The following is a 23,542-nucleotide window of genomic DNA, read 5'->3' as shown; positions in this document are numbered from 1 at the left end:
TAGGAGGAATGCAAGATGGAAGCAATGACAACCTTGACTGGATTGAATGAACGGATTGAGAGCACGGAACAGCTGCTCGTCTACGTGTCACATCCGGGATGCAGTGTCTGTCATGCGCTGAAACCTCAGATTGAAGAGATGCTCCATCAGTTCCCAGAAATTGTGGCGGTCGCGGTAGACTCGGATGAAGTGCCGGAAGTCGCAGGCGCCTTCTCCATCTTTACCGTGCCGGTCGTCCTCTTTTTCATCAACGGGAAAGAAATGCTCCGCCGGGCACGATTCGTGCCGATCGGCGAACTGACGCATCAACTCGAACGCATGCAAGAAATGAGACAAGCGTGAATATGACCCATCATCCTGTCATGGGATGATGGGTTTTTTTCATAGTGTAACGGGTAAATACCCGCAAACACATAAGGGGTGATTCGATGCGAGGCAAACAATACGTGGGAGAATCGATTGATGTGTACTATGATGTGTCGCTCTGCGTCCATGCGACGGAATGCGTACGGGGATTGCCGGAAGTGTTCGATACGAAACGGAAGCCGTGGATCTTACCGGATGGGGCCGAGGCTCCTGATGTCGCGACGGTGATTGAACGCTGCCCGAGCGGTGCGCTGCAGTTCGTTCGGAAGGATGGTGGAGATGCGGAGGAACCGGACGTCCCGACGTCTGTTAAATTAAACGACTGGCAACAAATCGAGGTGCGTGGAGACCTTCAAATCGAGCAAGGAGATGAGGTCATCTCCACGTATCGGGCCACGCTCTGCGGGTGTGGACAATCCGGGAAGCGACCGATTTGCGACCATAGTGGCGCGTGTAAAGGATGAGAGGATGATGGATGATGCAGATTCCACTACATTCGGACTGGCATGATACAAAGTTGACCTTGCATTTGATTTCCCAACTACTAGGGAAGATTAGACTCCAACTGGCCCCACCTGAGCCGCAATGGGGGCATGTCTCGCTACCGCTCACGGTTAATGGGTTCACGACAGGGCTGTTGTTTGAAGGGGAACGGGCACTCCAGCTTGATGTGGATCTACTAAGTTCTTGCCTTGTCGTTCATGTCGAAGATCAGACAGACGCCATCCCGATTGAAGCGGGGAAGACAATCAAGTCCTATCATGACGACTTATTCAATCGACTGCGGACGCATGGGGTCGACATACGCATCAACCCGAAACCACAGGAGATGACCTTCCAAGGACTTCTCGATACGGACGAGACACCGCTCGCTTATGATGCGGCGTATGCCCGGCAAGGATTAAGGCTGTTTCAACGGGCGGCGCACGAACAGCTGACATACCTATCGAAGCTACGATGCCGGAAAATCAAACCGGCACTCTTTTGGGGGACGTTCGACGTGTCCTCGCTCGTCATCTATCCGATCGAGCATCCGTTTCCGGAAGACAAAGTGATCGAGCGCGTCGCCTTCGATGAACAGTTGATTGAATTTGGATTTTGGCTTGGGGATGATGTGACGGAACGACCGAGCTATTTTGTCTTGCCTTATCCGTTCCTGTTCAGACCGCTACCGACCGTGACGCTACAGCCGGAAGCGGCTTATTATGACGCGGAGAAGAGTGAATTTTTCTTGCCGCTTGATGAAGGAACGAGTGGGGAAGTCCAAGCGTTTTTGTCTACATCGTTTGACATCTTGATGGACGAGATGGATTGGACGATGCGTGACCATTTCTTTATCCCGCTAAAACTAGAAGAGGAGAGTGGTGAGTAAATGGAAATTAAACAGAAGGAAAATACGTTTTACGTCGGGGACGAGGCGAAGCCATCGGCAGAACTGCACTACGTGCCGACGGGGGCGGACAAACTGATTGTCGATCATACGTATGTCAGTGATGAACTTCGAGGACAGGGAATCGGAGAGAAACTTGTTGTCGCCGTGGTCGAATATGCTCGGGAAGAAGGAAAGACGATTATCCCACTCTGTCCCTTTACGAAAAATCAGTTCGACCGACATGCCGAGTATCACGACGTGTTGGCGAACTGAACCGGGGTGGGCTAGATGGAAGAAAAACGAGCCACGTGGTTAGAGCTCTTCTATGACCTGGTTTATGTCGCTGCGATTGCGACGGCGACCCATGTCCTTCTTCATACCCATCATGGTGTCATCCCGTTCGAATATGCCTCGAAGTTCGTCCTCATGTTCATCCCGATTTGGTGGGCGTGGGTGGGGCAGACGATGTTCATCAACCGCTTTTTCGAGGATGCGATTCACCAGCGTCTGTTCGTAATTGGACAGATGATCTTCGTATTAATTATGACGGCGAGCTTGAACGTGGATTTTGATGACTACTACTATTCATTTCTCATTGGCTACTTAGGTTTGCGCGTCATGACGGTCTTGCAGTATACGATGGTAAATCGACGTATTCAAGACCCGGCGGCACGCTTTTTAGGCACCTATTTTTGGATTGGAATCGGCGTCTCGTCGTTATCCATCTTTTTTGATGGAAGCTTGCGCTACGTCGTGCTGTATCTCGGGCTCATCATCGATTTGATTGTACCGATCATCGGTCGGAAACGCTTGGCCATGACGCCCATAAACTTAGGATATTTGCTCGAACGCTTTGGTCTTTTGACCATCATCGTCTTAGGGGAATCCATTATCAGTATCTTGGCGGTGCTCGAGCCGCAAGACGGGGATATTCGGTCCATCAGCTTTTCGATTTTAGCATTCATCGTCCTCATCGCCATTTGGTGGCAATACTTTGACAACATCGAAAAGAAAGTGGACAAAGACGCGGTCGGGACCGGTCAAATCATTTTGTACGGTCATCTGTTCATTTGGATGTCACTCAGCGTTCTGGCGAGCATGATGAAACTGATGTATCTCGGGGAGTTGGATGAGCGCTTTGAAGTGATGGTGACGTTCGGTGCCGTTCTCGTCTACTTTTTGTCGACGACGCTCGTGTTTCACAATCATCGCTTCCCGGAAAGCCGGTTGCACTGGGGCTATTTCGTGTTTTTCGTCGCGCTCATTCTCGTGTTCACCGGCCTCCATCTATTCGTCCTCGTCTCACCGTTAATCATCATGATTGAACTCGCCATCTTCTTCGCCATCTATGCGAAACTGACGACCACATAAAAATGGAGCACCGCGGGGCGCTCCATTTTCTTATTCTGCTGCTTGTGGGACGAGATAAATCAAGCCAAACGGGTTATGCAACAAGTTGTCGATGGTCGTCCGCTCATCTTCTCCCATCTCGACCGTGAAGGCGCGACCGTCTTCAAAGGCGAAATGGTCGCCATCGCCGAACATCGCGCCACCTGAGATGAGGTGGAAGTTGAACGAATGGATTACGTGGATGGCATCTTCAATGTCGAGTGTCATCGGCACAGCCACGTCTGCATGACCGAACGCTTTCATTCCCCATGACATATAGGCGTTCTCTTCTTCTGTGATAGCCGTGAGAAGCGAATAGTCGAGTGCGAGGTCTTCTTCTTTTGATTCTTGCCACTCGTCTTTCGAGTAAGAGACACCAGCTGACTCGACCATGACGCCAACTCCACCTGCGTTTAAGACGGCGTTTGCGGCACGACGTGCAGCGGCGACGTCTGTCAAATCGTTGACGTCGACAATCAAGTAGACGACATGCGTATGACGAGCGATTCCTTTCGCGACTTTCGGGGTGAACCCGCCAGAACTCGCGTGAATCATCGCCTCGGCGAGGGCTGGGTCACGTTCGACGACTTCTACGGTGAACGCCTTCCCTGTCTCATCTTCGAGCAACAACAGACCGGCCATCGTGTAGCCTTCACTATGTAAACTGATTTGTTCGCTGACGCCTTCTGCGGAAGACCAGTTTCCGGGAATGGCGAGCATGACTTGTGTACGATTCATGTGTATCATCCTTTTCTGCAAAAGTCAGGTCTCTCCTCAGGAGAGACCTGGTCTATCTCTTATTATGCCCTATTTTGGCATGAATTATTCTTGATACGTCTTTAAAACTTCCTGAAGTGGGATTTGATCGATTTTTCGGCGGCTGATGAATGTACTCATGAAGAAGAGGAGAACGACTGCACCGAGCGTATAGACGATATAGATCCATTCAAATTCAAGTGGGAGCACGAGCCCATAATCTTCCGCGAAGACGACGACGATGACTCGAAGCGTCAACAGGGCGATGGGGATGCTCAAGAGGGCGGAGATGAGCGCGTAGATGAAGTAGCTGTTCAAAATCATCGAGCGGACTTCCCGTTTTTGATATCCCATCACTTTCAACAAGGAGATGACGTAATAGTTCTTCTCGACCGTCAGTGCCGTCAAGACGAACAGGATGCTGAAAGCGATGAGGGACGCTCCACCAATCAAGACATTCATCATGAAATTCATATATTGGTTGATCGATTCGGACTGATCAATCAACCCTTGGCGTGACAGAATAGTCGAATAGTCCGATTCGCTCGGACGCTCCGTCGCATAGATACCGTTGAACAGATCATCCGTTGCGCCAGCGGTGAGAAGTTCACTTAACGTCGCCCGGGGCAAATAGGCGAAGTCGCCAGAGAATTCATCGGCAATCCCGATAATGGGATAGGTCAACGTGTCCCCGTCGAGTGCGACATCGATGTCTTGACCCACATCGAGGCCGAGTTTTAGCGCGAGTGAGGAGGAGACGACAAGGCCGTCGGGTTCAAGTGTCAACACATCCCCATCTTCGTTTCGGAGTGGGAACAAGGTGTTGTCGAAGTCGAGTCCCTTCAAGGTGATCAGGTTATCTTCGACAAAGGCGAACGGATAGGTGAGGAACGGTTCTTGTCCCGCTTCTAAAACCGGTGTCCCGTCTGTATACGCCTCGTATTCATACACCGCTTCGTTCAATCCGCCAACGGTCATACGGTCGACGGCGCCGTTCATCATGAGGGCGAAAACGATGAGAATCGTCGAGAAGAGGATCCCGAGAAAGAAGATGAGAAAACTCCCCGTGCTCTTGACGGCATACAAATATTTGAACTTCGTCTTGCCACTCGCCCGTCTCAACAGGCGACTGACAAGTCGACTGAGTCGATTCAATGAGACATTGTCCCGTGGTGACAAGAGGGCAAGGGCGCTCTCACCCATAATTTTATAGATGACAGCTCCTGCAACGAGCGCAAAGAAGAGGAGCGGGGCGAACACGGCTGTCACGAACACGAGTGGACTTTGGGCGATGGTGATGGACGGTAAAAGATAGAAGTCGAGATAGAGTTCTTTCAACGGGTTCGCGAAATAAAGCCCCAGGAAATAACCGATGATGAGCATAAAGAATGCGAAAACCAAGATGAGCACCAAGTAAGGCGATGCGATTTGCCGACGACTATAACCAATCGCCTTCAACAGTCCGATTTGTCCTCGTTCCGCCTCGAGCATATTTGAGATCAGGATGGCGACGATGATGACAGCGATAGAAACGATAAAGAGACTGAGTCCGAGCGCCATCGCCTTGCCGGATGAAATCTCACTGTAGATGGCACCACTTCGGATAATATTTTCCGTCTCCATGACCGAGACGACAAACGGGAGGTCTATGTCGGTCTTGATCGCTTGATCGGTCACCCCGGACAGTCGGAAAGACTCTTGCCCGATGAATGTTTCGAACGATTCATCCGTCATCAAGAGGAGGGTCTGTGAACCAGGGTCCAAGTTGAAGAAGTTATCATCGAAGAGTGGGAGCGTATAGTCCGGAAAGAGGACAAATCCACTCACCGTGAACGGTTTGCCGATGTCGATTGTGTCTCCGATGTCGATACCGTTCTCCTCTGCATATTTTTTATTGAGGGCGACTTCGTCATTCGCGCTCGGTCGATCACCGGCTTCGAGGTAGGAGCGGTTGATCGTGTCTGATTCTTTGACGATCAATCCCCGATGTTCAATATCATCGAACGTGTAGGTGATGGCTTTTAAGTCACGGAGTTCAATCGTAGCATCCGGCATCTCCTGTTCGACGGCAGCGATTCGCGATGCGATCAGACGATTGAAGACTTCCGCATCGGCTTGTTTGATGTCAGCCAATGTGAACGTTCCTGTTTCCGCGAGCGTGGCGATAGCGGGGTCGCGTAACTCCTCTTCCGTCACCCGATTGAGCATGTCAATCGCAAAGTCTTCCTGATTCGATTCTTCCAGATACTCTTCAGTCGGGACCTCGATTCCACTGATGCCATAGAACATCATCGTGTACGTGAGTGAACTCATGACGATGATGATGGCGATGGCGAGGAGTTGCATCCACTTCCGATTTAATGTCTTCCAGACGTTTTTATACAGCATGTTGCCACCCCCTTATCCCCAATGGATGTCACGTGCCGCGACCCGGGTCTCATGATGGGTCACCTCCACGATTCGACCGGAGTTCATCTTGATGACATCGTCCGCCATCTCACTGATTCCATTATTGTGTGTGATGACGACGACTGTTTTTTGATACGTCTTGTTCAATCGTTCCAATAGTTCGAGTACTCTCTTCGAATTTTCCTCGTCGAGTGAGCCCGTCGGTTCGTCACAAAAGATGATGGCGGGATTTTTGGCGAGGCTGCGGGCGACGGAGACACGTTGCTGCTCACCGCCCGATAGTTGATAGGGGTATTTATCACGTGCCGCTGTGAGCCCAACTTGTTCGAGCAATTCATCAATCGGCAGCGGGTCTTTCGTTAAGTCAGAACCAATTTGTATGTTCTCATAGACGGTCAAGTTTTGAAGAAGGTTGTATTGTTGGAAAATGAAGCCAAGATGGTCGCGTCGAAAAGCAGTCATCTGATCGACGGATAGGTCGGTCAGCACGGTGTCGCCGAACGTGATCTTACCTGAGGTGACCGTGTCGAGTCCGCTGATGACGTTGAGCAGTGTACTCTTCCCGCTCCCGCTTGGACCTAGGATCACGACGAACGCGCCATCCCGGATGGTGAGGTCGATGTCTTTCAAGGCGGCCGTTTCCACGTCGCCTGTCTTATAGATTTTGCTGACGTTCCGTAGTTCGATCATGCCACACATGCCTCCTTTATTTGTTATCTAAGGTATACCCTTTTCGAGAAGTGATTGGACGAGCTACACATAGGATGTTTTGAAAAAATAGTGAAACCGCTTCACCTGTGATAAAATAATATAACCAGGTACTAAAAACTTTTTTTAAGGGAGAACTCTTTATGAAGATTGCTTACATCACGGACAGCACGATTGTCCTTCCAGATGCATTAGCGCAACATCCTGACATCCACATTGTCCCGCTCTATGTCGTCAAAGGGGACCAGCCGTATAAAGATGGAATCGAAGTCGATGCGAAAACGGTTTACGAGTGGATTGACGCGGGAGAGCGCGTCTCGACGAGTCAGCCCGCGATCGGGGATTTCGTCACACTCTATGAAAAATTGAAAGAAGAGTACGATATGGGCATCGCGATTCACCTATCGTCTGACCTGAGTGGGACGTATTCGGCGTCCGTTCAAGGGGCTGAGATTGCGGAGTTCAAGTTGCTCGCCTTCGATTCACGGGCAGGTATCTATACGATGGGACTCATGTTCGAGGAGTTGATTGAACGCGTCGAAAGAGGCGATGCGCTTGAAGACGTGGAAGCATACATGAAGAAGCGCGTCGAGGACGTCCGCATCGAATTGACGCTTCAAAACTTGACGCAGATGCAAAAAGGCGGTCGAATCTCTAAATCGAAGGCGCTCATCGGGAACATGCTTCAATTGAAACCTGTACTTCGATTCGAAGACGGTTTGATTGTCCCGTATCAAACGGTCCGCACATACAAGAAAGCACAAGCCCATTTGTTCGAAGTGTTACGTGCGGCAATCGAGTCCGGTGAATGTCAGGACGTCTCGATTTTCCACGGAAATGTCCCTGAGCTTGCTGAGGAGTGGAAAAAACAACTCGGTGACACGATTCCGATCAGAGTTGATACACTCGCACCACTTCTTGGGGCGCATACGGGATCCGGGTCAATTGGAATTTCTTATTTGAAAGCGAAATAATGATTAAGGGCGGTCCTCCTACGAGGATCGCCCTTTTACGTATTCTTTTGTTTCCGCAAATAGAGAAGTGTGATAGTGAGCGAATAGATGATCAAAAACGTGATCAGAAATAGAGAAAAGTCCATGGTTAGCCCCCTTTATCCAAGTTGTTGCCGACATCTAGAAAAGCGAAACATCAAATTGGGAATCATTTCAATATTTCATTGTCTCAACTTTCAAACAATTGCTGGAATGTTTTTGCATTACGGGTCATACTAGAAAAAATGAACGAGAAAAGGGGGGAAGACGATGCGATTTCGGAAGTACCTAGTTCGGAGCTGGTTCGCGTGGACGCTCGTCTTCACGGGAGTGACGTATTTGACTTTCCAAAACCTTGAGGCGTTCGACTGGCCGTTGTTTTGGTTCATCTATACGCTTGGGGCATTGTTCGTCATGAATCCTTTAAAGCGCAGGCATCTTCACTTCACGTTCCATGAGATGTTTGTCTTTATCACATTCTTTTTATACGGACTAGCGCCCGCACTGTTGATGGGGCAATTGCTCCTCTTCACGTTTCAGGCGCGAGCCTTCAATCGTCGCGTCGGGCGACGACGGTTCCTTCATTTCTATCCGCTCAACACGGTGATTGAATGTCTGCTCGTTCTGTTGCCGGGGCTCGCCTATATCGCTCTCGGTGGACGGATCGGAGAGCCGATTCATTTGATGCAACAAGGCGTGGCGATGTTGGCGTTTTTAGGCACCTTGTTCCTCGTCTTGACGATGAGTTTTGCTTTATCCTACTTCATGGTTGGAGAACGGATCCCGTTCCCGATTATGTGGCGATTGATTCGCTTTGATTGGCTCGTCGTGTCACTCGAGCTTTTGTTCTCGATGATTGCCATCGAGTCGTATCTCGTCTTCGGTTATGTCGGACTCATCGTCACGTTCTTCGTACTATCTGTCCTAAAGATGACGATGTCGAAAGCGACGGAGACGGAAGAAACCAAATCGAGAGTCGATCAAGTCGAACGCTTGAAAGAACAGCTGTACCGCGTGGACAGCGAGCAATTGTTGATTGAGAAGTTTTGGAACGGTCTACGTGATATCGTCGAAGTGGAGCGTGGTTGGCTACAGGTCAATCGAAAAGGGGAGCGGACGTTTTATGATATGACCGGTCGCGTCATCCCGAGTGTGCCGGATGCCTTCACGATTGAACGGTATCATGATGAGGACGAACCGTGTTTCGTCTATGACTCGCTCCATGAATGGCATCCTGAATTGCAGCGAAACCAACAGGAACTACACCATTCGGCGCTCGTCATCCAACCCGTTTGGGGAGCGGAGACGGCGGTCAGCTGCATGGTATCGACGACGGCAAACGGGGCATACGAAACTCCGATTGCGGTTGAAGTGAACCGCCTCCTCAAGACGTTATCTTGGTCAATCGAACGCATCGATGAACGCAAACGTTTGCAACACGAGAGTTTGACAGATCCGTTAACGGGATTACATAATCAGCGGGCACTACGACGTTGGACGAAAGAACGTTTGAACGATGTGGCGTCCTATCCGCTCTCTGTTTTCTTGATCGATTTGGACCACTTCAAATCGATCAATGACACATACGGTCATGCATTCGGGGACGAGGTGTTGATTGAAGCAGGTCAACTCTTTACTCGCAATGTTCGAGCGACGGACTTGGTGACGCGCTACGGAGGCGAAGAGTTCGTGTTCGTCTTCCCGAGAATGGATGAGGCGGCCGCCAATCTGGTCGGCGAAAAGATACGAAACGCCTTGAAGCGCCATGATTTTGGGACAGAAGGCACGCGCATCACGGTGACGGCGAGTATCGGGATTGAAACGATTTATGAATATGAAGACCTCGATACAGTCTTGCGACATGCGGACCGGGCCATGTATGTCGGGGCGAAATTTAACGGGCGAGATCGTGTCGCCCACTATCATGATCTGTCGACAGAGGTCAGATGAAAGGAGGATCCCCAAAATGGTGGATCCTCCTTTCGTATGAAATGATTATGAGTTCGTATTATAAAGTTCAGATTCAACCGCATGAACGGCGGCTGACCAGGAGCCATAGCGATGCAAGATCGCTTTCGTTGAAGGTTTGTTGTTGCGCTTTGCCCATTCACGGTAAGCTTCGAATGAGAGCGAGAAGCCCATTTCCTGAATGGCTTCACGAAGGGCGTTCGAGAGTTCTGTTTTCGAATAGGTCACACTCGCCTCAAGTCCTGCCTCGGCACAGGCATCATGCCACGAACCGAACGTCTTGACTATATGATAATGGCTCGGTGCCTTCGGATGGAGCTTTCGCCATTGCTGATACTTCTTCAAGGTGATGATCGAGCCCATGTCTCGCGAATAAATGGCGAGCGTCTCGATGATGTCCTCGCGTGTATACTTCGGCATTTTGTCTGGCAATTCGACGGTTGACTCTCCATGCCATTCATAGCCTGCGATGGCAAGTGCCTCAGCCCATGACCCGAACTGACGAATGATCGACTCAGGAGACGGCCAATTCTGTTCCATTGCGAAGCGGCGATAGACAGAACGGCGTGGACGTTCCTTCAACAAGTCCCCGAGAAGACGAATGCAATGGATCATCCTTTGCTGTTCGGTAGACAAGTGATGGGATTTAGTGGATAGCGTTTGATTCAATGATGGTTCCTCCTTCCGTGGACTCAAATCTGAACCGACAAAGATAAAAAAATGCTCCTACAATCATACTATCGGATTGTTTTTCGGATTTATTAACGTGATTTTGAAAAATTTTAAACAATTCCTAGGAATTGGATAGGACTAAAGTCGCAGTTGATAATTTCAAAAAATGGTAACAGTTCTATTACAAATTAAATCGAATTTCGAGAGAAATGTAAACATAAAGTTTTAATCACCCAAATTTGTAATATTTTTATAAAAAAGTACCCAGCTGGAGAGTTGGGGTCATCGCCTTCGCTCCAGATGAGTACCCTTCTATAATAAATTTAATTTTCAGACTAATCAATCAAATATTGAAATTACGGCAAAAAAATTTTAATGGCTGGTCAATGAAAGACCGATTCTGCTAAAATAGCCGCATTGAGTGAAAAACAGAAAAGAGGATCATCACTATGACAGTTTGGTTATTTTATACGTTACTTGGATTGATTCAAGGGTTCACAGAGCCCATCCCGATTTCATCGAGCGGACATCTTGTCATCTTCCAAGAACTATTTAACATTGACTTGCCGGGATTGTCATTTGAAGTTTTCGTAAACTTTGCATCGCTTCTTGCGGTTTTAACAATCTATCGTCAAGACGTCGTTCGTCTCATCATGAGTTTGTGGACGTTTTTATTTAAGAAAGACCGTTCGAATGAGACGATGGTCGACGTGAAGTTCATCGGGCTGTTACTTGTCGCGACCGTTCCGGCCGGTGTGCTCGGTGTCCTGTTTGGTGACTGGATCGCCGAGGTGCTCGGTGGCGTGGCGACAGTCGGCTATACACTCATCATTACGGGACTCGCCCTCTGGTTCATCCGGAACATGCGAGGAAACAAGGGCGACGGTGGCATTACGCTACGTGACGCCGTATTGATCGGACTTGCTCAGGCTGTGGCGCTCATTCCTGGGATCAGCCGGTCCGGGGCGACTATCGTCATGGCGATGCTCCTCGGGATCAAACAGGAATCCGCGCTTCGGTTCTCGTTCTTCCTGTTCATTCCGATTAGTCTCGGGACGATGATCTTGGACGGTCCGACGTTGTTCACAAACCCAGACACGCGTGATTTGTTCGGTCCGCTCCTTTTGGCATTTATCGCATCATACGTGTTGACCGCCATTTCATTGAAGTGGTTCCAGCACATCATGGCAAAAGGCGAATTGAAGTATTTTTCATATTACTGCTGGATTGTCGGGCTTCTCGTCGTCCTCTTTCTTGCATAATCGAGGCGCTACTCTCACGAGTAGCGTTTTTTGTTTTGCGAAATAAAAACAATTGCGATACAGTAAACCTGTACAAACAAATATTCCTTCGGGGTCGGGTGAAATTCCCAACCGGCGGTGATGGGCCTATGCCCTAAGTCCGTGACCCGGGCGCACGTGTGCGAACGGTGGATCTAGTGAGACTCTAGAGCCGACAGTATAGTCTGGATGGGAGAAGGAACAAAAAACAGGTCCACGTGACCTGTGCTTCGTCGTACGCTTTTCTGTATAGAAAACGTTTATTTGGCTTGCCAAAATTCGACGAAACCCTCCCACCAAGACCCTAAGGACTGCTCCTTAGGGTCTTTTGTTTGTACGGAAAAAGGAGGGAGAACGATGAAACAGTACATGGAACAGGCCATTCAATTGGCGAAATCAGCCGATGGACAGACCGGTGTCAATCCACTCGTCGGTGCCGTTCTCGTGAAAGACGGACGTATCGTCGGAATGGGTGCCCACCTTAAGGCGGGCGAACCACATGCTGAAGTGCATGCGATTCGAATGGCCGGTGCGGCTGCATCCGGGGCGACTTTATATGTCACGCTCGAACCGTGCTCGCATCACGGTAAGACACCGCCGTGCGCCGATTTGATTGTAGAATCGGGCATCAAACGTGTCGTCGTCGCCATGAAAGATCCGAACCCGCTCGTCGCAGGCAATGGGATCATGCGCCTGCAAGCAGCCGGTGTTGAAGTCGATGTGGGTCTGCTTGAAGAAGAGGCGCGTGCCTTGAATCCGGCATTTTTGCGGTCGCTTGAGACGAAACGACCATACGTCATCTTGAAGACGGCAACGAGCCTCGATGGGAAAGTTGCCTTAGAGACGGGGGAGAGTCAATGGGTGACGAGTTCGGAAGCCCGTCGTGATGTGCATGAACTTCGTGCCACGGTCGATGCGATTTTGACCGGGATTGGAACGGTGCTCGCGGATGACCCATCGCTTACGGTTCGATTGGACCGCGTGACGCGACAGCCGAAACGAGTCGTGCTCGACCGTGACCTAAGGTTACCGCTCGCTAGTACGTTAGCACGTACCGCCGAAGACGTCCCGGTGCTCCTCTTCACTTCGTCAGATGAGGCAGAACGACGTGAACGAGCTCAAGCCGTCAGTATCGAATTATTCGATTATACGTCACTCGGCACGGTTCTTGAGACGCTATACGCAAATGGGATTGGGCGTGTGTTGATCGAGGCCGGACCGACGCTTGTCACCTCACTTCTTGACGGAGGCTACGTGGATGAATGGGTCGCCTATCAATCACCACGGGTATTCGGTGGGAAGCATGGCGTCTATCGCTCACAGCAGGAAGGGACGATCGATGGGATATCCCGTTTTACGATTCATCAGGTCGAAACGATTGGACCCGACCTGAAAGTCGTCCTTCGAAAGGGGGCGCTCTGATGTTCACGGGAATCGTAGAAGAAATCGGAGCGGTCAAAGCGGTCAAGCGCAACGGACCATCTTTACGACTCGTTTTGTCCGCTGTGAAAGTGCTTGAGGATGTGAAGCTCGGGGACAGCATTGCCGTGAATGGGATCTGTCTCACGGTGACGACGTTCGATGACGCGACGTTCTCTGTCGATGTCATGCCAGAAACATTGAAGGCATCGAGTCTAGATGGGGTCAAGCCTGGAACACCTGTCAATCTCGAACGAGCGATGCCGGCGAACGGACGGTTTGGCGGACATTTCGTATCCGGTCATGTCGACGGGGTCGGGCGAATCACGAAGAAACGTCCTCTCGCGAATGCGGTCTATGTTGATATCCAGTGTGACCGCGCGCTCCTTTCCTACATTGTCCCGAAAGGCTCGATATCTGTAGATGGAACGAGTTTGACTGTGTTTGACGTGTCAGAGCGTGGGTTTACCCTGTCCTTGATTCCACACACATACAGCGAGACCGTGCTTGGGATGAAACAGACGGGTGATTTAGTCAATTTAGAATGTGATCTGTTAGCAAAATATATGGAAAAGGTCGTCGGGCAGTCGAAGATGACGCTCGAGTCTTTGGCGGAACAAGGATATGGAAAGGCGGGATGGTAATGTTTGATTCGATTGAACGGGCGGTTGAGGAACTGAGACGAGGACGTCCCATCATCGTCGTGGATGATGAGGACCGTGAGAATGAAGGGGACTTTGTCGTACTCGGTGACAAGATGACACCGGAAACGATGAACTTTTTGATCACGGAAGGGAAAGGACTCGTCTGTAGCGCCGTAGCAGAAGAAGTGGCAGTTCGTCTCGACCTCGCGCCGATGGTGACGAACAGTACAGACCCACACGGTACCGCCTTCACGGTCAGTGTCGACCATATCGATTCGACGACTGGTATCTCGGCGAGTGAACGGTCTCACACCGTTCGTGAGTTAGCGAACCCATCGTCCCATCCATCCGATTTTCAACGTCCTGGACATCTGTTCCCGCTCATTGCGAAGAAGGGAGGCGTCTCCGTTCGCCGAGGTCATACCGAAGCGTCTGTCGACCTGGCGCGACTCGCAGGAAGTGAGCCGGTCGCGGTCATCTGTGAAATCATTCGAGAGGACGGGGAGATGGCACGCGTACCTGATTTGGTACAAGTCGCTGAACGCCACGGGTTGGCATTCATCACTATCGAAGCGTTAGTCCGATATATGGAGGAGAACCTCGTCACACGTGTTGCGGACGTGTCCCTACCTTCCTCAAAAGGAACGTTTCGCATGATAGGGTATGAGAATCGAATGGACCGTGAAGAGCATGTGGCGCTCGTGACGGAGACACTTGAGGAGGTCCCGCTCGTTCGCATTCACTCCGAATGTCTGACCGGTGACGTCTTCGGTTCGTTCCGATGTGACTGCGGTCCGCAACTGGACACGGCGATGGCACGAATCGAGCAGGAATCGGGCATCGTGCTCTATATGCGTCAAGAAGGGCGAGGCATCGGACTGTTGAACAAACTGAAGGCGTACGCCCTTCAAGAGAATGGATTGGATACGGTCGAGGCGAACGTGGCACTCGGGTTTCATCCGGACCTTCGGGACTATCGGGTGAGCGCGGCGATGCTTCGTGATCTTGGCGTCACCCGTGTCCGGCTCATGACGAACAACCCCGATAAAGTCGATGCCTTGGAATCATGTGGCATCACAGTTGTCGAACGCGTTCCGATTCATGTCGGTGCGCATGAAGCAAACGAATCGTATCGCCTGACGAAACAACTCAAAATGAATCATATTGGAGGAACATGGACATGACCTATACATTTGAAGGAAACTTAGTTGGAGAAGGCTTAAAGATTGGAATCGTCGTCGGACGGTTCAACGACTTGATCACGATGCGTCTGCTTGACGGGGCGAAGGATGCCTTGAAACGTCATGGAGTGAAGGAAGAGGATGTGTCGCTCGCCTTCGTCCCAGGAGCATTTGAACTCCCGCTCGTCGCGAAAAAAATGGCGATGAGCAAACAATACGACGCGGTCATCACGCTCGGAGCCGTCATCCGTGGTGCGACCCCGCATTTTGATTACGTCTGTAACGAAGCGGCAAAAGGGATCGCCCAGGCGAGCTATCAATCCGAAGTCCCGGTCATCTTCGGCGTGTTGACGACGGAGACGATTGAACAGGCGATTGAGCGTGCAGGAACAAAAGCAGGCAACAAAGGGTGGGAAGCGGCGACTTCTGCCATCGAGATGGCCAATCTATTGAAGCAAGTGTGATCACGAACCGGGTGACAATCACCCGGTTTTTCAAATGGTTGAACTAGGATGAAAAAACTGAAAAATGGGTAAAATAAGTGCATGGAACGAATGCATGTATTTGAACGATAAGGGAGGTTTGGCACATGGCAACTTCGCACGAATCATTGACGTTACAGTTACAACAACAAGAGCGACTCCATCACCTGCTTTCGTCACTCCTCAATCGCTTTTTAACGACAGAGATTGCGGATTTCAAAAAGCGGGTTGACCAATCGCTAGCCGAACTTGGACATTATTTCGCGGTCGACCGCGTCTATGTCTTCGATTACGATTTTACGAATCAAGTCTGCCATAACACGTTCGAATGGTGCGCCGAAGGAATCACGGCTGAAATGGACAATCTTCAAGACGTGCCGATTGATGTGCTGCCCGAGTGGGTGAATACCCATGTGGCGGGTGAGACGATGTATATTCCACGGGTCGCCGATCTACCTGAAGGGAGCGCCGTCCGCGCCATCTTAGAACCGCAAGCGATTCAAAGTTTGCTCGCGGTCCCCATGATGCAAGGGAAGTCGTGTCAGGGATTTGTCGGGTTTGATTCCGTCGTCTCGGAACGGACGTACACGGAGTACGAACAACAGGCGCTACAAGATTTCAGCAATGCGCTGCTCGGGGCGGTCGAGCGACACCGCATCGAGGCCGGGCGGGAAGAAGCGCAGCGGGTCCTCGCCGAGCGTGAAAAAGAATTGATCGATTATCAAGAGGGGCTTGTCCGCACGCTGTTACGTTTGTCCGCACTCCGTAACAACGAGACGGGGAACCATATCGAGCGGGTGCAGGATTTGTCGACGCTGTTCGCGACGATTTTATACGATCATCACCATCCGGAAGTGTCACCGCTCTTCATCGAAGGAATCCGTCTCGCGGCACCGCTCCATGATATCGGCAAAATCTCTGTTCCGGACGCAATCTTACTCAAAGCGAATCAACTGTCCGACCAGGAATGGGTATTCATGCGCGACCATGTGCGTGTCGGCGGCGAAGTGTTGAAGGATTTGCAGACACAGTTCCCTCAGAATTACTTCATTCAAATGGCCTATCACATCGCACTGTATCATCACGAGCGCTGGGACGGCACCGGGTACAACCAAGGACTGAAAGGGGAAGACATCCCGCTTGCGGCTCGAATCGTCACCATCATCGACGTCTATGACGCACTACGGACGGTCCGACCGTATAAACCGGCCTATACTCATGAGGATGCGATTCTTGCGATGCGAAATATGGAAGGGGCGTTCGACCCGACTTTGTTCGAATTATTCCTGGTTCATCAAGAAGAAATCGCCATCATGTTCGAGCAGACATTTAAAGCACACTAAAAAGGAGACGTCCCATCGGGGGAGCGTCTCCTTTTTGATTAGAACGTTTCAGATGTTGTTTTCGCTTGCATGTGGAGTTGGATGTAATCCGGGCCACCTGCTTTTGAATCCGTACCTGACATGTTGAATCCACCGAACGGCTGATAGCCGACGATTGCGCCTGTGCAACCACGGTTGAAGTAAAGGTTCCCAACGTGGAAGTTTTGGCGAGCGTATTCTTGATTCATACGGTCACGTGTGAGGACCGCCCCTGTCAAGCCGTATTCTGTGTTGTTCGCGATATCGATTGCTTCTTTGAAGTCTTTTGCTTTCGTGAAGGCGACGATTGGTCCGAAAATCTCTTCTTGCATGAGGCGTGCTTTCGGGTCGACGTCTGCGACGACAGTCGGCTCGATGAAGTAGCCTGTTGAATCGTCTGCTTTCCCACCTGCGACGATGCGTCCTTCTTCTTTTGCGACATCGAAGTACGATGTGATCTTCTTGAAGGCCGATGCATCGATGACTGGTCCCATGAAGTGTTCGTTCTTCTCTGTGTTTCCGACAGAGAGTTCGTTCGTGAGTTCGACGACACGGTCGAGTACCGTATCATACACGCTGTCGACGATGACGGCACGTGAACAAGCCGAACATTTCTGACCAGAGAAACCGAATGCCGATTTCACGATCGATTGTGCAGCGAGCTCGAGGTCGGCTGATTCGTCGACGACGATCGTATCTTTTCCACCCATCTCCGCGATCACGCGTTTGAGCCAAATTTGACCTTCGTTCAACTTAGACGCACGTTCGTTGATGCGGAGTCCCACATCACGCGATCCTGTGAAGCTGATGAAGCGTGTCTTCGGATGGTCGACGAGATAGTCCCCGACTTCTGCACCCGGTCCCGGGATGAAGTTGAGCACGCCTTTTGGAAGACCTGCCTCTTCCATCACTTCGACGAATTTCGCAGCGACGATTGGCGTCGTCGAAGCTGGTTTCAAGAGAATTGTGTTACCGGCGACGATGGCCGCAACTGCTGTACCGGCCATGATTGCGAATGGGAAGTTCCATGGGCTGATGACGATCCCGACCCCGAGTGGGATGTAGTCATACCGGTTGTATTCGCCTGGGCGGCTCTCCACTTTCTTGCCTGGTTTGAGTTCGAGCATTTGACGTGCATAATATTCCATGAAGTCGATTGCTTCCGCTGTATCCGCATCTGCCTCGTTCCACGGTTTACCCGCTTCTTTGACGAGATAAGCCGAGAACTCGTGCTTACGCTTGCGGACGATGTTCGCTGCTTTGAACAAGACGTCGGCGCGGACAGCCGGGTCGACATGGCGCCATGAGTCAAATGCTGTGAGTGCTTCTTGCATCGCACGTTCTGCGAGCTCTTGGTTCGCTTTTGACACGCGACCGATCACTTCTTCTTTGTTAGCCGGGTTGTAAGACGTGATTTTACCTTCCGTCGTAACCTTTTCCCCACCAATTACGAGCGGATAGTCTTTCCCGAGCTCACCGTTCACTTTCTCGATTGCCGCTTGGATTGCTTCGGCATTCTCTTTTTGTGTAAAGTCTGTGAATGGTTCATGTTTGTATGGAATCATTCTCGTTCCCCCTTAAAGTGATGTTGAGCGTTAAAGCGCTTACGTCTGTATTGTATCGAAATTATCGTAGAAATCCTAGTGAAACAATTTTCCAGAAACACATGGCATTGGAGCAAGAAATCGAGACGTGATAGGATGGGGGAGAACACGGCTTTAGAAAGGACGAACAACATGAAAAAATGGTTCATTCCGCTACTCCTCGTCTTCATGCTCGGGGCATGTGGGAACGAGGAAGAGACGGTGGTAGAAGAGACAGACCGCGCATTGCCGGACGCTGTCACGAACGTGTACGCAGACTATCAGACGGCACTTGAGTCTGGAGACGCTGAGGCACTCGCATCAATTGATTATGCTGGCCGGTTGACCGAGATTCCGGCGACTGGTGCCGTCACCCGTCAATTGTCTCCTGGTGAGATTTATAAGAGCTGGGTCAACGAAGAGGAAGACGTGGCGTTCCTTGTCCATGAGATGATCGATGAAGAAGGGAACCCGCTCCCGAACCGACTCAGTAAAATCGCTGTGAAGGAAGGGGATGAGTGGTCACTAGTCATCACACCGGTCGCTTTACCAAAAGACGTGATTGCCGAGGTCGGAGAGTTACTCATCGGTGTCCAGGCGAACGAGTACGGAGTGAATGCCGAAGCGAACGCCCGTCTCGCCGAGATTCCGGAAGATGAGGCTGGTCCGATCTATGACCAAGTCAACGCACAGACGGACTATATGGCGCTCGAGGCAGACAATAACGTCTTCCTGCTCATGGCGGAAACGTTGACGGTCGAGGAGAACCAAACCATCATGACCGACTATTTCAAAGCGTATGAGACGTGGTACACCGATAACGAGGAGACGCTCCGAAAAGCAGCTGCAACGGAAGATCCAGTCGAGTATATCGAAGTGCTTGACCCGTTAAAGACAAAATTAGAAGAAGCGATTGATGGCTATGACGAACAACTTGTCGACCCATCGTTTGGCTAAGGAGGAACAGCAGATGCTCGCACCAACATTTTCATTACCGAACCAAAACGGAGAGATGGTTTCATTAAAGGACTATCTCGGCAAGAAAGTCGTCTTATACTTCTATCCTCGAGATTCGACACCTGGTTGCACGACCGAGGCATGCGATTTCCGCGATGCGTTGCCGAAGATGGAAGGCGCGGTCGTCCTTGGGGTATCGGCCGACAGTCAAAAGAAACATCAAAACTTTATCGCCAAGAATGACCTCCCATTTGATTTACTCGTGGACGAGGAACATAAAGTGTCCGAGCTTTACGGCGTCTGGCAGTTGAAGAAAAATTACGGGAAAGAATATTACGGCATCGTCCGTTCGACTTTCTTGATCAACGAGGACGGCTATATCGAACAAGAGTGGCGCAACGTCAAAGTGAAAGGTCACGTCGAAGAAGTCGTGGCTGCCATTCGTTCGTAAAACGAGAAACTGAAGGAAAGGTCATGAACGGTTTCAGACTGTAGACAACGCATGGGTCTACAGTCTTTTTTGTTCCCTTAAGAGTCTCGCCTGCCCGTAATTGGTCGCTGCTATCAAGCCGCTTCGAGCGTGCTTTATACGGTTGCAACCACTCCATTTCTGATTGAGATGTAGTCTATCGATTAACGGTTCGTAGTGATCATGAAATCCGGGCTCATGCACTTGAATATATATTACAATCATATTTCGAAATAAATTTTAAGAAGCTTTTAAGAATAAGGGTTCAAGGAAAATATTACAATTATATAACGTGTTGAAAACGCTTTCTTTAGGCGGTGTACCTTGACTCGATTGTGAATGTTCTGAAAAATATAGGGAGAGCGCTCAAATCAAGAACGTAGGAGGAGAGCAACACGGTGAATCAAATTGAAAGTTGGCTGACGAGTTTATCCAATCTCGTCTGGGGGCCACATTTACTCATATTACTCGTCGGGACAGGGATTTTCCTGACCGTCCGTCTCGGATTTATCCAAGTGACGCGACTTGGGGTCGGTCTGAAAGAGGCATTTATACCAAAACCAGAACAACCGAAGAAAAAGCAACGTGGGGACATCTCGCATTTCCAAGCACTTATGACGGCATTGGCGGCCACGGTCGGTACCGGAAACATGGTCGGTGTCGCGACGGCGATTGTCCTCGGGGGACCGGGTGCTGTCGTTTGGATGTGGTTATCTGGTTTCGTCGGGATGGCGACGAAATACGCTGAGGCTATCCTGGCGGTCAAATATCGTGTCGTCGATGAACGCGGTGAGATTGCCGGGGGTCCGATGTATTACTTAGAACACGGACTAAAGAAAAAGTGGCTCGGCGTCTTGTTCGCCGTCTTTGCATCGGTCGCAGCCTTTGGGATTGGGAACGGGGTCCAAACGAACTCGATCAGTCTCGCCTTGAACAACTCGTTCAACATCCCAATGGTTGTGACAGGGATCGTCATGATGGCGGTCACGGCATTCGTCATCTTAGGTGGTGTCAAATCAATCGGAAAAGTCGTCGGAATCTTCGTCCCGTTCATGATTTTCGCATATGTCGGGAGTGGGCTCGTGATTCTCATCATGAACCTTGAATTGGTACCAGGTGCCTTATCGACAATGTTCTCGAGCACATTCAGTGCTGAAGCCATCGGTGGGGGTGCGTTAGGTGCCGCGATTCGCTACGGGGTCGCGCGCGGTGTGTTCTCTAACGAGGCAGGACTTGGATCTGCACCGATTGCGGCCGCGGCAGCGAAGACCGACTTCCCGGGACGTCAAGCACTCGTTTCGATGACACAAGTGTTGATCGACACACTCATCGTCTGTTCTATCACGGGACTCACGATCGTCATGGGTGGTCAATATACGGAAGGGCTTGAAGGGATTGCCTTGACGCAAGCCTCGTTCGCTTACTTCTTAGGGCCGATTGGTGAAATCATCGTGACGATCTCGCTCGTCTTCTTCGCCTATTCGACCGTCCTCGGCTGGTGTTATTACGGTGAACGTTCAGCGTATTATTTACTCGGGGAAAAAGTGATCGTCCCGTATCGTGTCCTCTATATTTTAGTCGCGGGACTCGGTGCGATGACGACGAACTTGAATTTGATCTGGTCGATCTCGGATGTGTTCAACGGTCTCATGGCCATCCCGAACTTGATTGGACTCTTGTTCCTCTCTGGTGTGGTCGTCGCGGAGACGAAACGATTCGAACTCGAACGGAAAAAAGAAGGGCAGTCCTCTGCCGCTTGATGAGAAAACCCGCCGGACAGCATGTGTCGGCGGGTTTTTGTCATACCTTGAATTGGCGAATCAGTGAATCAAGTTCTTCCATCTTTTGTTGCGACTGTTCCGTCGCATGGTTCAACTCGGCGAAACGTTCGACGGACATCGTCACTTTTTCAGCGATTTCTTGCGTACCGAGTGCCCCGTTGTTGACGGTCGTTGCGACGTCTTGGATGACGCCGATCATGTTAGACGTCAATTGTTCGAGCTCCCCGGCAGCGGCGGCGAACTCGGTCGCGGTCGTTTCGAAGCGACCTGCGTCCTCGCTATATTGTCCGGCTGCCTCTTCAAGTTGGTCATAATCTTTCAAGACGTTTGTGTCGAGGAAGTGGAGCATCTGTCCAGAACTCTCGTTCAAATGATCGACCGAATGAAGGACGGTCGTCGAGATGACTTGAATGCGTTCGACGGTCGCCCGGCTCGTTTCGGCGAGTTTTCGAATCTCGTCGGCGACGACGGCGAATCCACGTCCGGCCTCTCCGGCACGTGCCGCTTCAATCGAGGCATTGAGTGACAAGAGGTTCGTCTGCGCGGCGATATCGAGGATGTCGTTCGTGAGCGTCGCGATCTCACGCACGGCTTTCGCATCTTGCATCGCTTTCTCCAAGTTCGTGCGTGTCGACTGAAGGACGCTGATGGCATTCTCTTTCGCCTCTACCGCATGTGACTTGAGGGAGAGGGCGCGTTCATCGATTTGTCTCGCTTCGGTTTTCCGCTCATCGGCCATCGTCACGATGTGATGAATCGTCCGTTCCATATCCGAGGCGGAAGCGTTCATCTCTTGCGCGCTTGCGGCCGTCTGTTGCATACCGGCGGTCAAGTCTTCAGTCGTCGCAGCGGTCGTCGTCATATATGTGTCGAGTTCTTTCAACTCTTCATACATATGAGTAGATTGCTTCGTCACGCCTGTCGTCACGTCGTTCACTTGAAGAATCAACTGACGCAAGTTGGCGATGAATTGATTGAAGTCACGTGCGAGTCCGGCAAACTCGTCACGGCGCTTCACAGGAATCGATGTCGTCAAATCGCCATCACTCGTGGCGAGCTCATGCATCTTCGTCTTGAACTCTTTGAGCGGCTCAAAGATGGAGCGGAAGATGAAGAGCATCATGAGGATTGTCATGACAGCCGCGACACCAAGTACGATGAAGAGCGACATCTGAACTTGCTCAAACATCTTAGCTGCTGCGGCGGTGTCCGATTGAATCGCTTCGCGGTTCAAGTTGACGAGAAGACCGAGAGAGTTCGAAAGCGTATCGGCACTTGCGGTTGCCGTATCGCGAATATACGCTTCTGCGGCCTCTGTACCGTCTTCATTCGAAATACGAATGAGTTCATTCATGACCGTTTGGAAGTTATCCCAATTCGCACGGGCTTCATCGAAGAGCTGTTGATCTTCTTCCATGATAATCGTCGCTTCATAACCGTCCATCCGTTGTTCTAAGATGGCGACGGATGCTTGAATGTCTCGCTCGATGTTTTGTTTCGTCACGGCGTCCTCGACGAGTGCGTGACGAATCAAATGACGGCGAATTTCGAGCAATTGCTTATCCACTTGATGAATCTGGTCAATTCCTGGTACCCAAGAGACGATCATGTCCTCCTGGGCTGCTTTTGATGCGTTCAAGGCATACCAAGAGTAACCGCTTACACCAAGAAGCAGCACAAACATGATGCTAAACGCAGTGATGAGTTTATTCCGAATCGACATACGATTCCTCCTTACGAAACTTTTCTATCT

22 protein-coding genes and 1 riboswitch are annotated in these 23,542 nt (G+C 50.7%); of the genes, 16 read left to right on the top strand and 6 right to left on the bottom strand.

Annotated features, from left to right (window positions below):
- The first annotated feature begins 15 nt into the window (after positions 1–15).
- The 5 genes from ACFO4U_RS07725 to ACFO4U_RS07705 all read left to right on the top strand — a co-directional run bounded on the left by ACFO4U_RS07725 (position 16) and on the right by ACFO4U_RS07705 (position 3,109).
- Positions 16–342 carry a thioredoxin family protein gene (locus ACFO4U_RS07725; protein WP_215243720.1) on the top strand — a complete coding sequence of 109 codons (327 nt, stop codon included), beginning with the start codon at positions 16–18 and terminating at the stop codon, positions 340–342.
- Between the two features lie 86 nt (positions 343–428).
- Positions 429–830 carry a (4Fe-4S)-binding protein gene (locus ACFO4U_RS07720; protein ID WP_215243721.1) on the top strand — a complete coding sequence of 134 codons (402 nt, stop codon included), beginning with the start codon at positions 429–431 and terminating at the stop codon, positions 828–830.
- 14 nt (positions 831–844) lie between these two features.
- Positions 845–1,738: a DUF5996 family protein gene (locus tag ACFO4U_RS07715; protein ID WP_251125256.1), complete on the top strand. Its 894-nt coding sequence runs from the start codon at positions 845–847 to the stop codon at positions 1,736–1,738.
- A complete protein-coding gene (locus ACFO4U_RS07710; protein ID WP_074036091.1) occupies positions 1,739–2,011 on the top strand; it encodes a GNAT family N-acetyltransferase in 273 nt (90 codons plus the stop codon).
- A gap of 15 nt (positions 2,012–2,026) precedes the next feature.
- Positions 2,027–3,109, top strand: coding sequence for a low temperature requirement protein A (locus ACFO4U_RS07705; protein WP_196431082.1), 1,083 nt, complete (start codon positions 2,027–2,029; stop codon positions 3,107–3,109).
- 30 nt (positions 3,110–3,139) lie between these two features.
- On the opposite strand, the gene ACFO4U_RS07700 is transcribed toward ACFO4U_RS07705, so the two are convergent.
- From ACFO4U_RS07700 to ACFO4U_RS07690, 3 genes are all read right to left on the bottom strand, one after another.
- Entirely contained in the window at positions 3,140–3,865 is a 726-nt protein-coding gene (locus ACFO4U_RS07700; protein WP_047795005.1) for a hypothetical protein, read from the bottom strand.
- A gap of 84 nt (positions 3,866–3,949) precedes the next feature.
- The gene (locus ACFO4U_RS07695) at positions 3,950–6,271 is read right to left on the bottom strand and encodes an ABC transporter permease (RefSeq protein ID WP_215243722.1); all 2,322 of its coding nucleotides are present in this window, start codon (positions 6,269–6,271) and stop codon (positions 3,950–3,952) included.
- A 12-nt stretch (positions 6,272–6,283) separates the two neighbouring features.
- Positions 6,284–6,982, bottom strand: a complete 699-nt coding sequence (locus ACFO4U_RS07690; protein WP_214690581.1) for an ABC transporter ATP-binding protein — start codon at positions 6,980–6,982, stop codon at positions 6,284–6,286.
- 161 nt (positions 6,983–7,143) lie between these two features.
- Here ACFO4U_RS07690 and ACFO4U_RS07685 point away from each other — a divergent pair, with 161 nt between their 5' ends.
- Together ACFO4U_RS07685 and ACFO4U_RS07680 are read left to right on the top strand one after the other, a co-directional pair.
- A complete protein-coding gene (locus ACFO4U_RS07685) occupies positions 7,144–7,974 on the top strand; it encodes a DegV family protein (RefSeq protein WP_159562782.1) in 831 nt (276 codons plus the stop codon).
- Between the two features lie 288 nt (positions 7,975–8,262).
- A complete protein-coding gene (locus ACFO4U_RS07680) occupies positions 8,263–9,942 on the top strand; it encodes a sensor domain-containing diguanylate cyclase (RefSeq protein ID WP_214690582.1) in 1,680 nt (559 codons plus the stop codon).
- A 45-nt stretch (positions 9,943–9,987) separates the two neighbouring features.
- On the opposite strand, the gene ACFO4U_RS07675 is transcribed toward ACFO4U_RS07680, so the two are convergent.
- On the bottom strand, positions 9,988–10,629 hold the full coding sequence (locus ACFO4U_RS07675) for a homing endonuclease associated repeat-containing protein (protein WP_074036101.1): 642 nt from the start codon (positions 10,627–10,629) through the stop codon (positions 9,988–9,990).
- A gap of 452 nt (positions 10,630–11,081) precedes the next feature.
- On the opposite strand from ACFO4U_RS07675, the gene ACFO4U_RS07670 reads away from it, so the two are divergent.
- The 6 genes from ACFO4U_RS07670 to ACFO4U_RS07645 all read left to right on the top strand — a co-directional run bounded on the left by ACFO4U_RS07670 (position 11,082) and on the right by ACFO4U_RS07645 (position 16,981).
- Positions 11,082–11,894, top strand: a complete 813-nt coding sequence (locus ACFO4U_RS07670; RefSeq protein ID WP_196431078.1) for an undecaprenyl-diphosphate phosphatase — start codon at positions 11,082–11,084, stop codon at positions 11,892–11,894.
- A gap of 80 nt (positions 11,895–11,974) precedes the next feature.
- Positions 11,975–12,117: riboswitch (FMN riboswitch) on the top strand.
- A 152-nt stretch (positions 12,118–12,269) separates the two neighbouring features.
- Positions 12,270–13,334, top strand: a complete 1,065-nt coding sequence (ribD, locus tag ACFO4U_RS07665; protein ID WP_215243723.1) for a bifunctional diaminohydroxyphosphoribosylaminopyrimidine deaminase/5-amino-6-(5-phosphoribosylamino)uracil reductase RibD — start codon at positions 12,270–12,272, stop codon at positions 13,332–13,334.
- Positions 13,334–13,975, top strand: a complete 642-nt coding sequence (ribE, locus tag ACFO4U_RS07660; RefSeq protein WP_214690585.1) for a riboflavin synthase — start codon at positions 13,334–13,336, stop codon at positions 13,973–13,975. Before ribD ends, ribE begins: the two co-directional genes overlap by 1 nt.
- Positions 13,975–15,159 (top strand): bifunctional 3,4-dihydroxy-2-butanone-4-phosphate synthase/GTP cyclohydrolase II, encoded by a 1,185-nt coding sequence (locus ACFO4U_RS07655; RefSeq protein WP_074036106.1) that lies wholly within the window; start codon positions 13,975–13,977, stop codon positions 15,157–15,159. Before ribE ends, ACFO4U_RS07655 begins: the two co-directional genes overlap by 1 nt.
- Positions 15,156–15,620: a 6,7-dimethyl-8-ribityllumazine synthase gene (ribH, locus tag ACFO4U_RS07650; RefSeq protein WP_074036107.1), complete on the top strand. Its 465-nt coding sequence runs from the start codon at positions 15,156–15,158 to the stop codon at positions 15,618–15,620. The genes ACFO4U_RS07655 and ribH overlap by 4 nt, the downstream gene beginning before the upstream one ends.
- A gap of 125 nt (positions 15,621–15,745) precedes the next feature.
- Positions 15,746–16,981 carry a GAF and HD-GYP domain-containing protein gene (locus ACFO4U_RS07645; protein ID WP_215243724.1) on the top strand — a complete coding sequence of 412 codons (1,236 nt, stop codon included), beginning with the start codon at positions 15,746–15,748 and terminating at the stop codon, positions 16,979–16,981.
- Between the two features lie 38 nt (positions 16,982–17,019).
- Here the strand turns inward: ACFO4U_RS07645 and pruA are convergent, their stop codons facing one another.
- The gene (pruA, locus tag ACFO4U_RS07640) at positions 17,020–18,564 is read right to left on the bottom strand and encodes an L-glutamate gamma-semialdehyde dehydrogenase (RefSeq protein ID WP_159562777.1); all 1,545 of its coding nucleotides are present in this window, start codon (positions 18,562–18,564) and stop codon (positions 17,020–17,022) included.
- A 171-nt stretch (positions 18,565–18,735) separates the two neighbouring features.
- Here pruA and ACFO4U_RS07635 point away from each other — a divergent pair, with 171 nt between their 5' ends.
- From ACFO4U_RS07635 to ACFO4U_RS07625, 3 genes are all read left to right on the top strand, one after another.
- A complete protein-coding gene (locus tag ACFO4U_RS07635; protein ID WP_215243725.1) occupies positions 18,736–19,539 on the top strand; it encodes a hypothetical protein in 804 nt (267 codons plus the stop codon).
- A gap of 13 nt (positions 19,540–19,552) precedes the next feature.
- A complete protein-coding gene (gene bcp / locus ACFO4U_RS07630; protein WP_215243726.1) occupies positions 19,553–19,990 on the top strand; it encodes a thioredoxin-dependent thiol peroxidase in 438 nt (145 codons plus the stop codon).
- A gap of 416 nt (positions 19,991–20,406) precedes the next feature.
- A complete protein-coding gene (locus ACFO4U_RS07625; protein WP_215243727.1) occupies positions 20,407–21,768 on the top strand; it encodes an alanine/glycine:cation symporter family protein in 1,362 nt (453 codons plus the stop codon).
- A gap of 40 nt (positions 21,769–21,808) precedes the next feature.
- Here ACFO4U_RS07625 and ACFO4U_RS07620 read toward each other — a convergent pair whose 3' ends face one another.
- Positions 21,809–23,512 carry a methyl-accepting chemotaxis protein gene (locus tag ACFO4U_RS07620; protein WP_215243728.1) on the bottom strand — a complete coding sequence of 568 codons (1,704 nt, stop codon included), beginning with the start codon at positions 23,510–23,512 and terminating at the stop codon, positions 21,809–21,811.
- Between the last annotated feature and the right edge of the window lie 30 nt (positions 23,513–23,542).

The organism is Exiguobacterium profundum (genome assembly GCF_042652865.1).
GTDB classification, from domain to species: Bacteria; Bacillota; Bacilli; order Exiguobacteriales; family Exiguobacteriaceae; genus Exiguobacterium; species Exiguobacterium profundum.
Note: the sequence above shows the minus strand (reverse complement) of the source record. Positions and strands in the feature narration are given on the sequence as shown.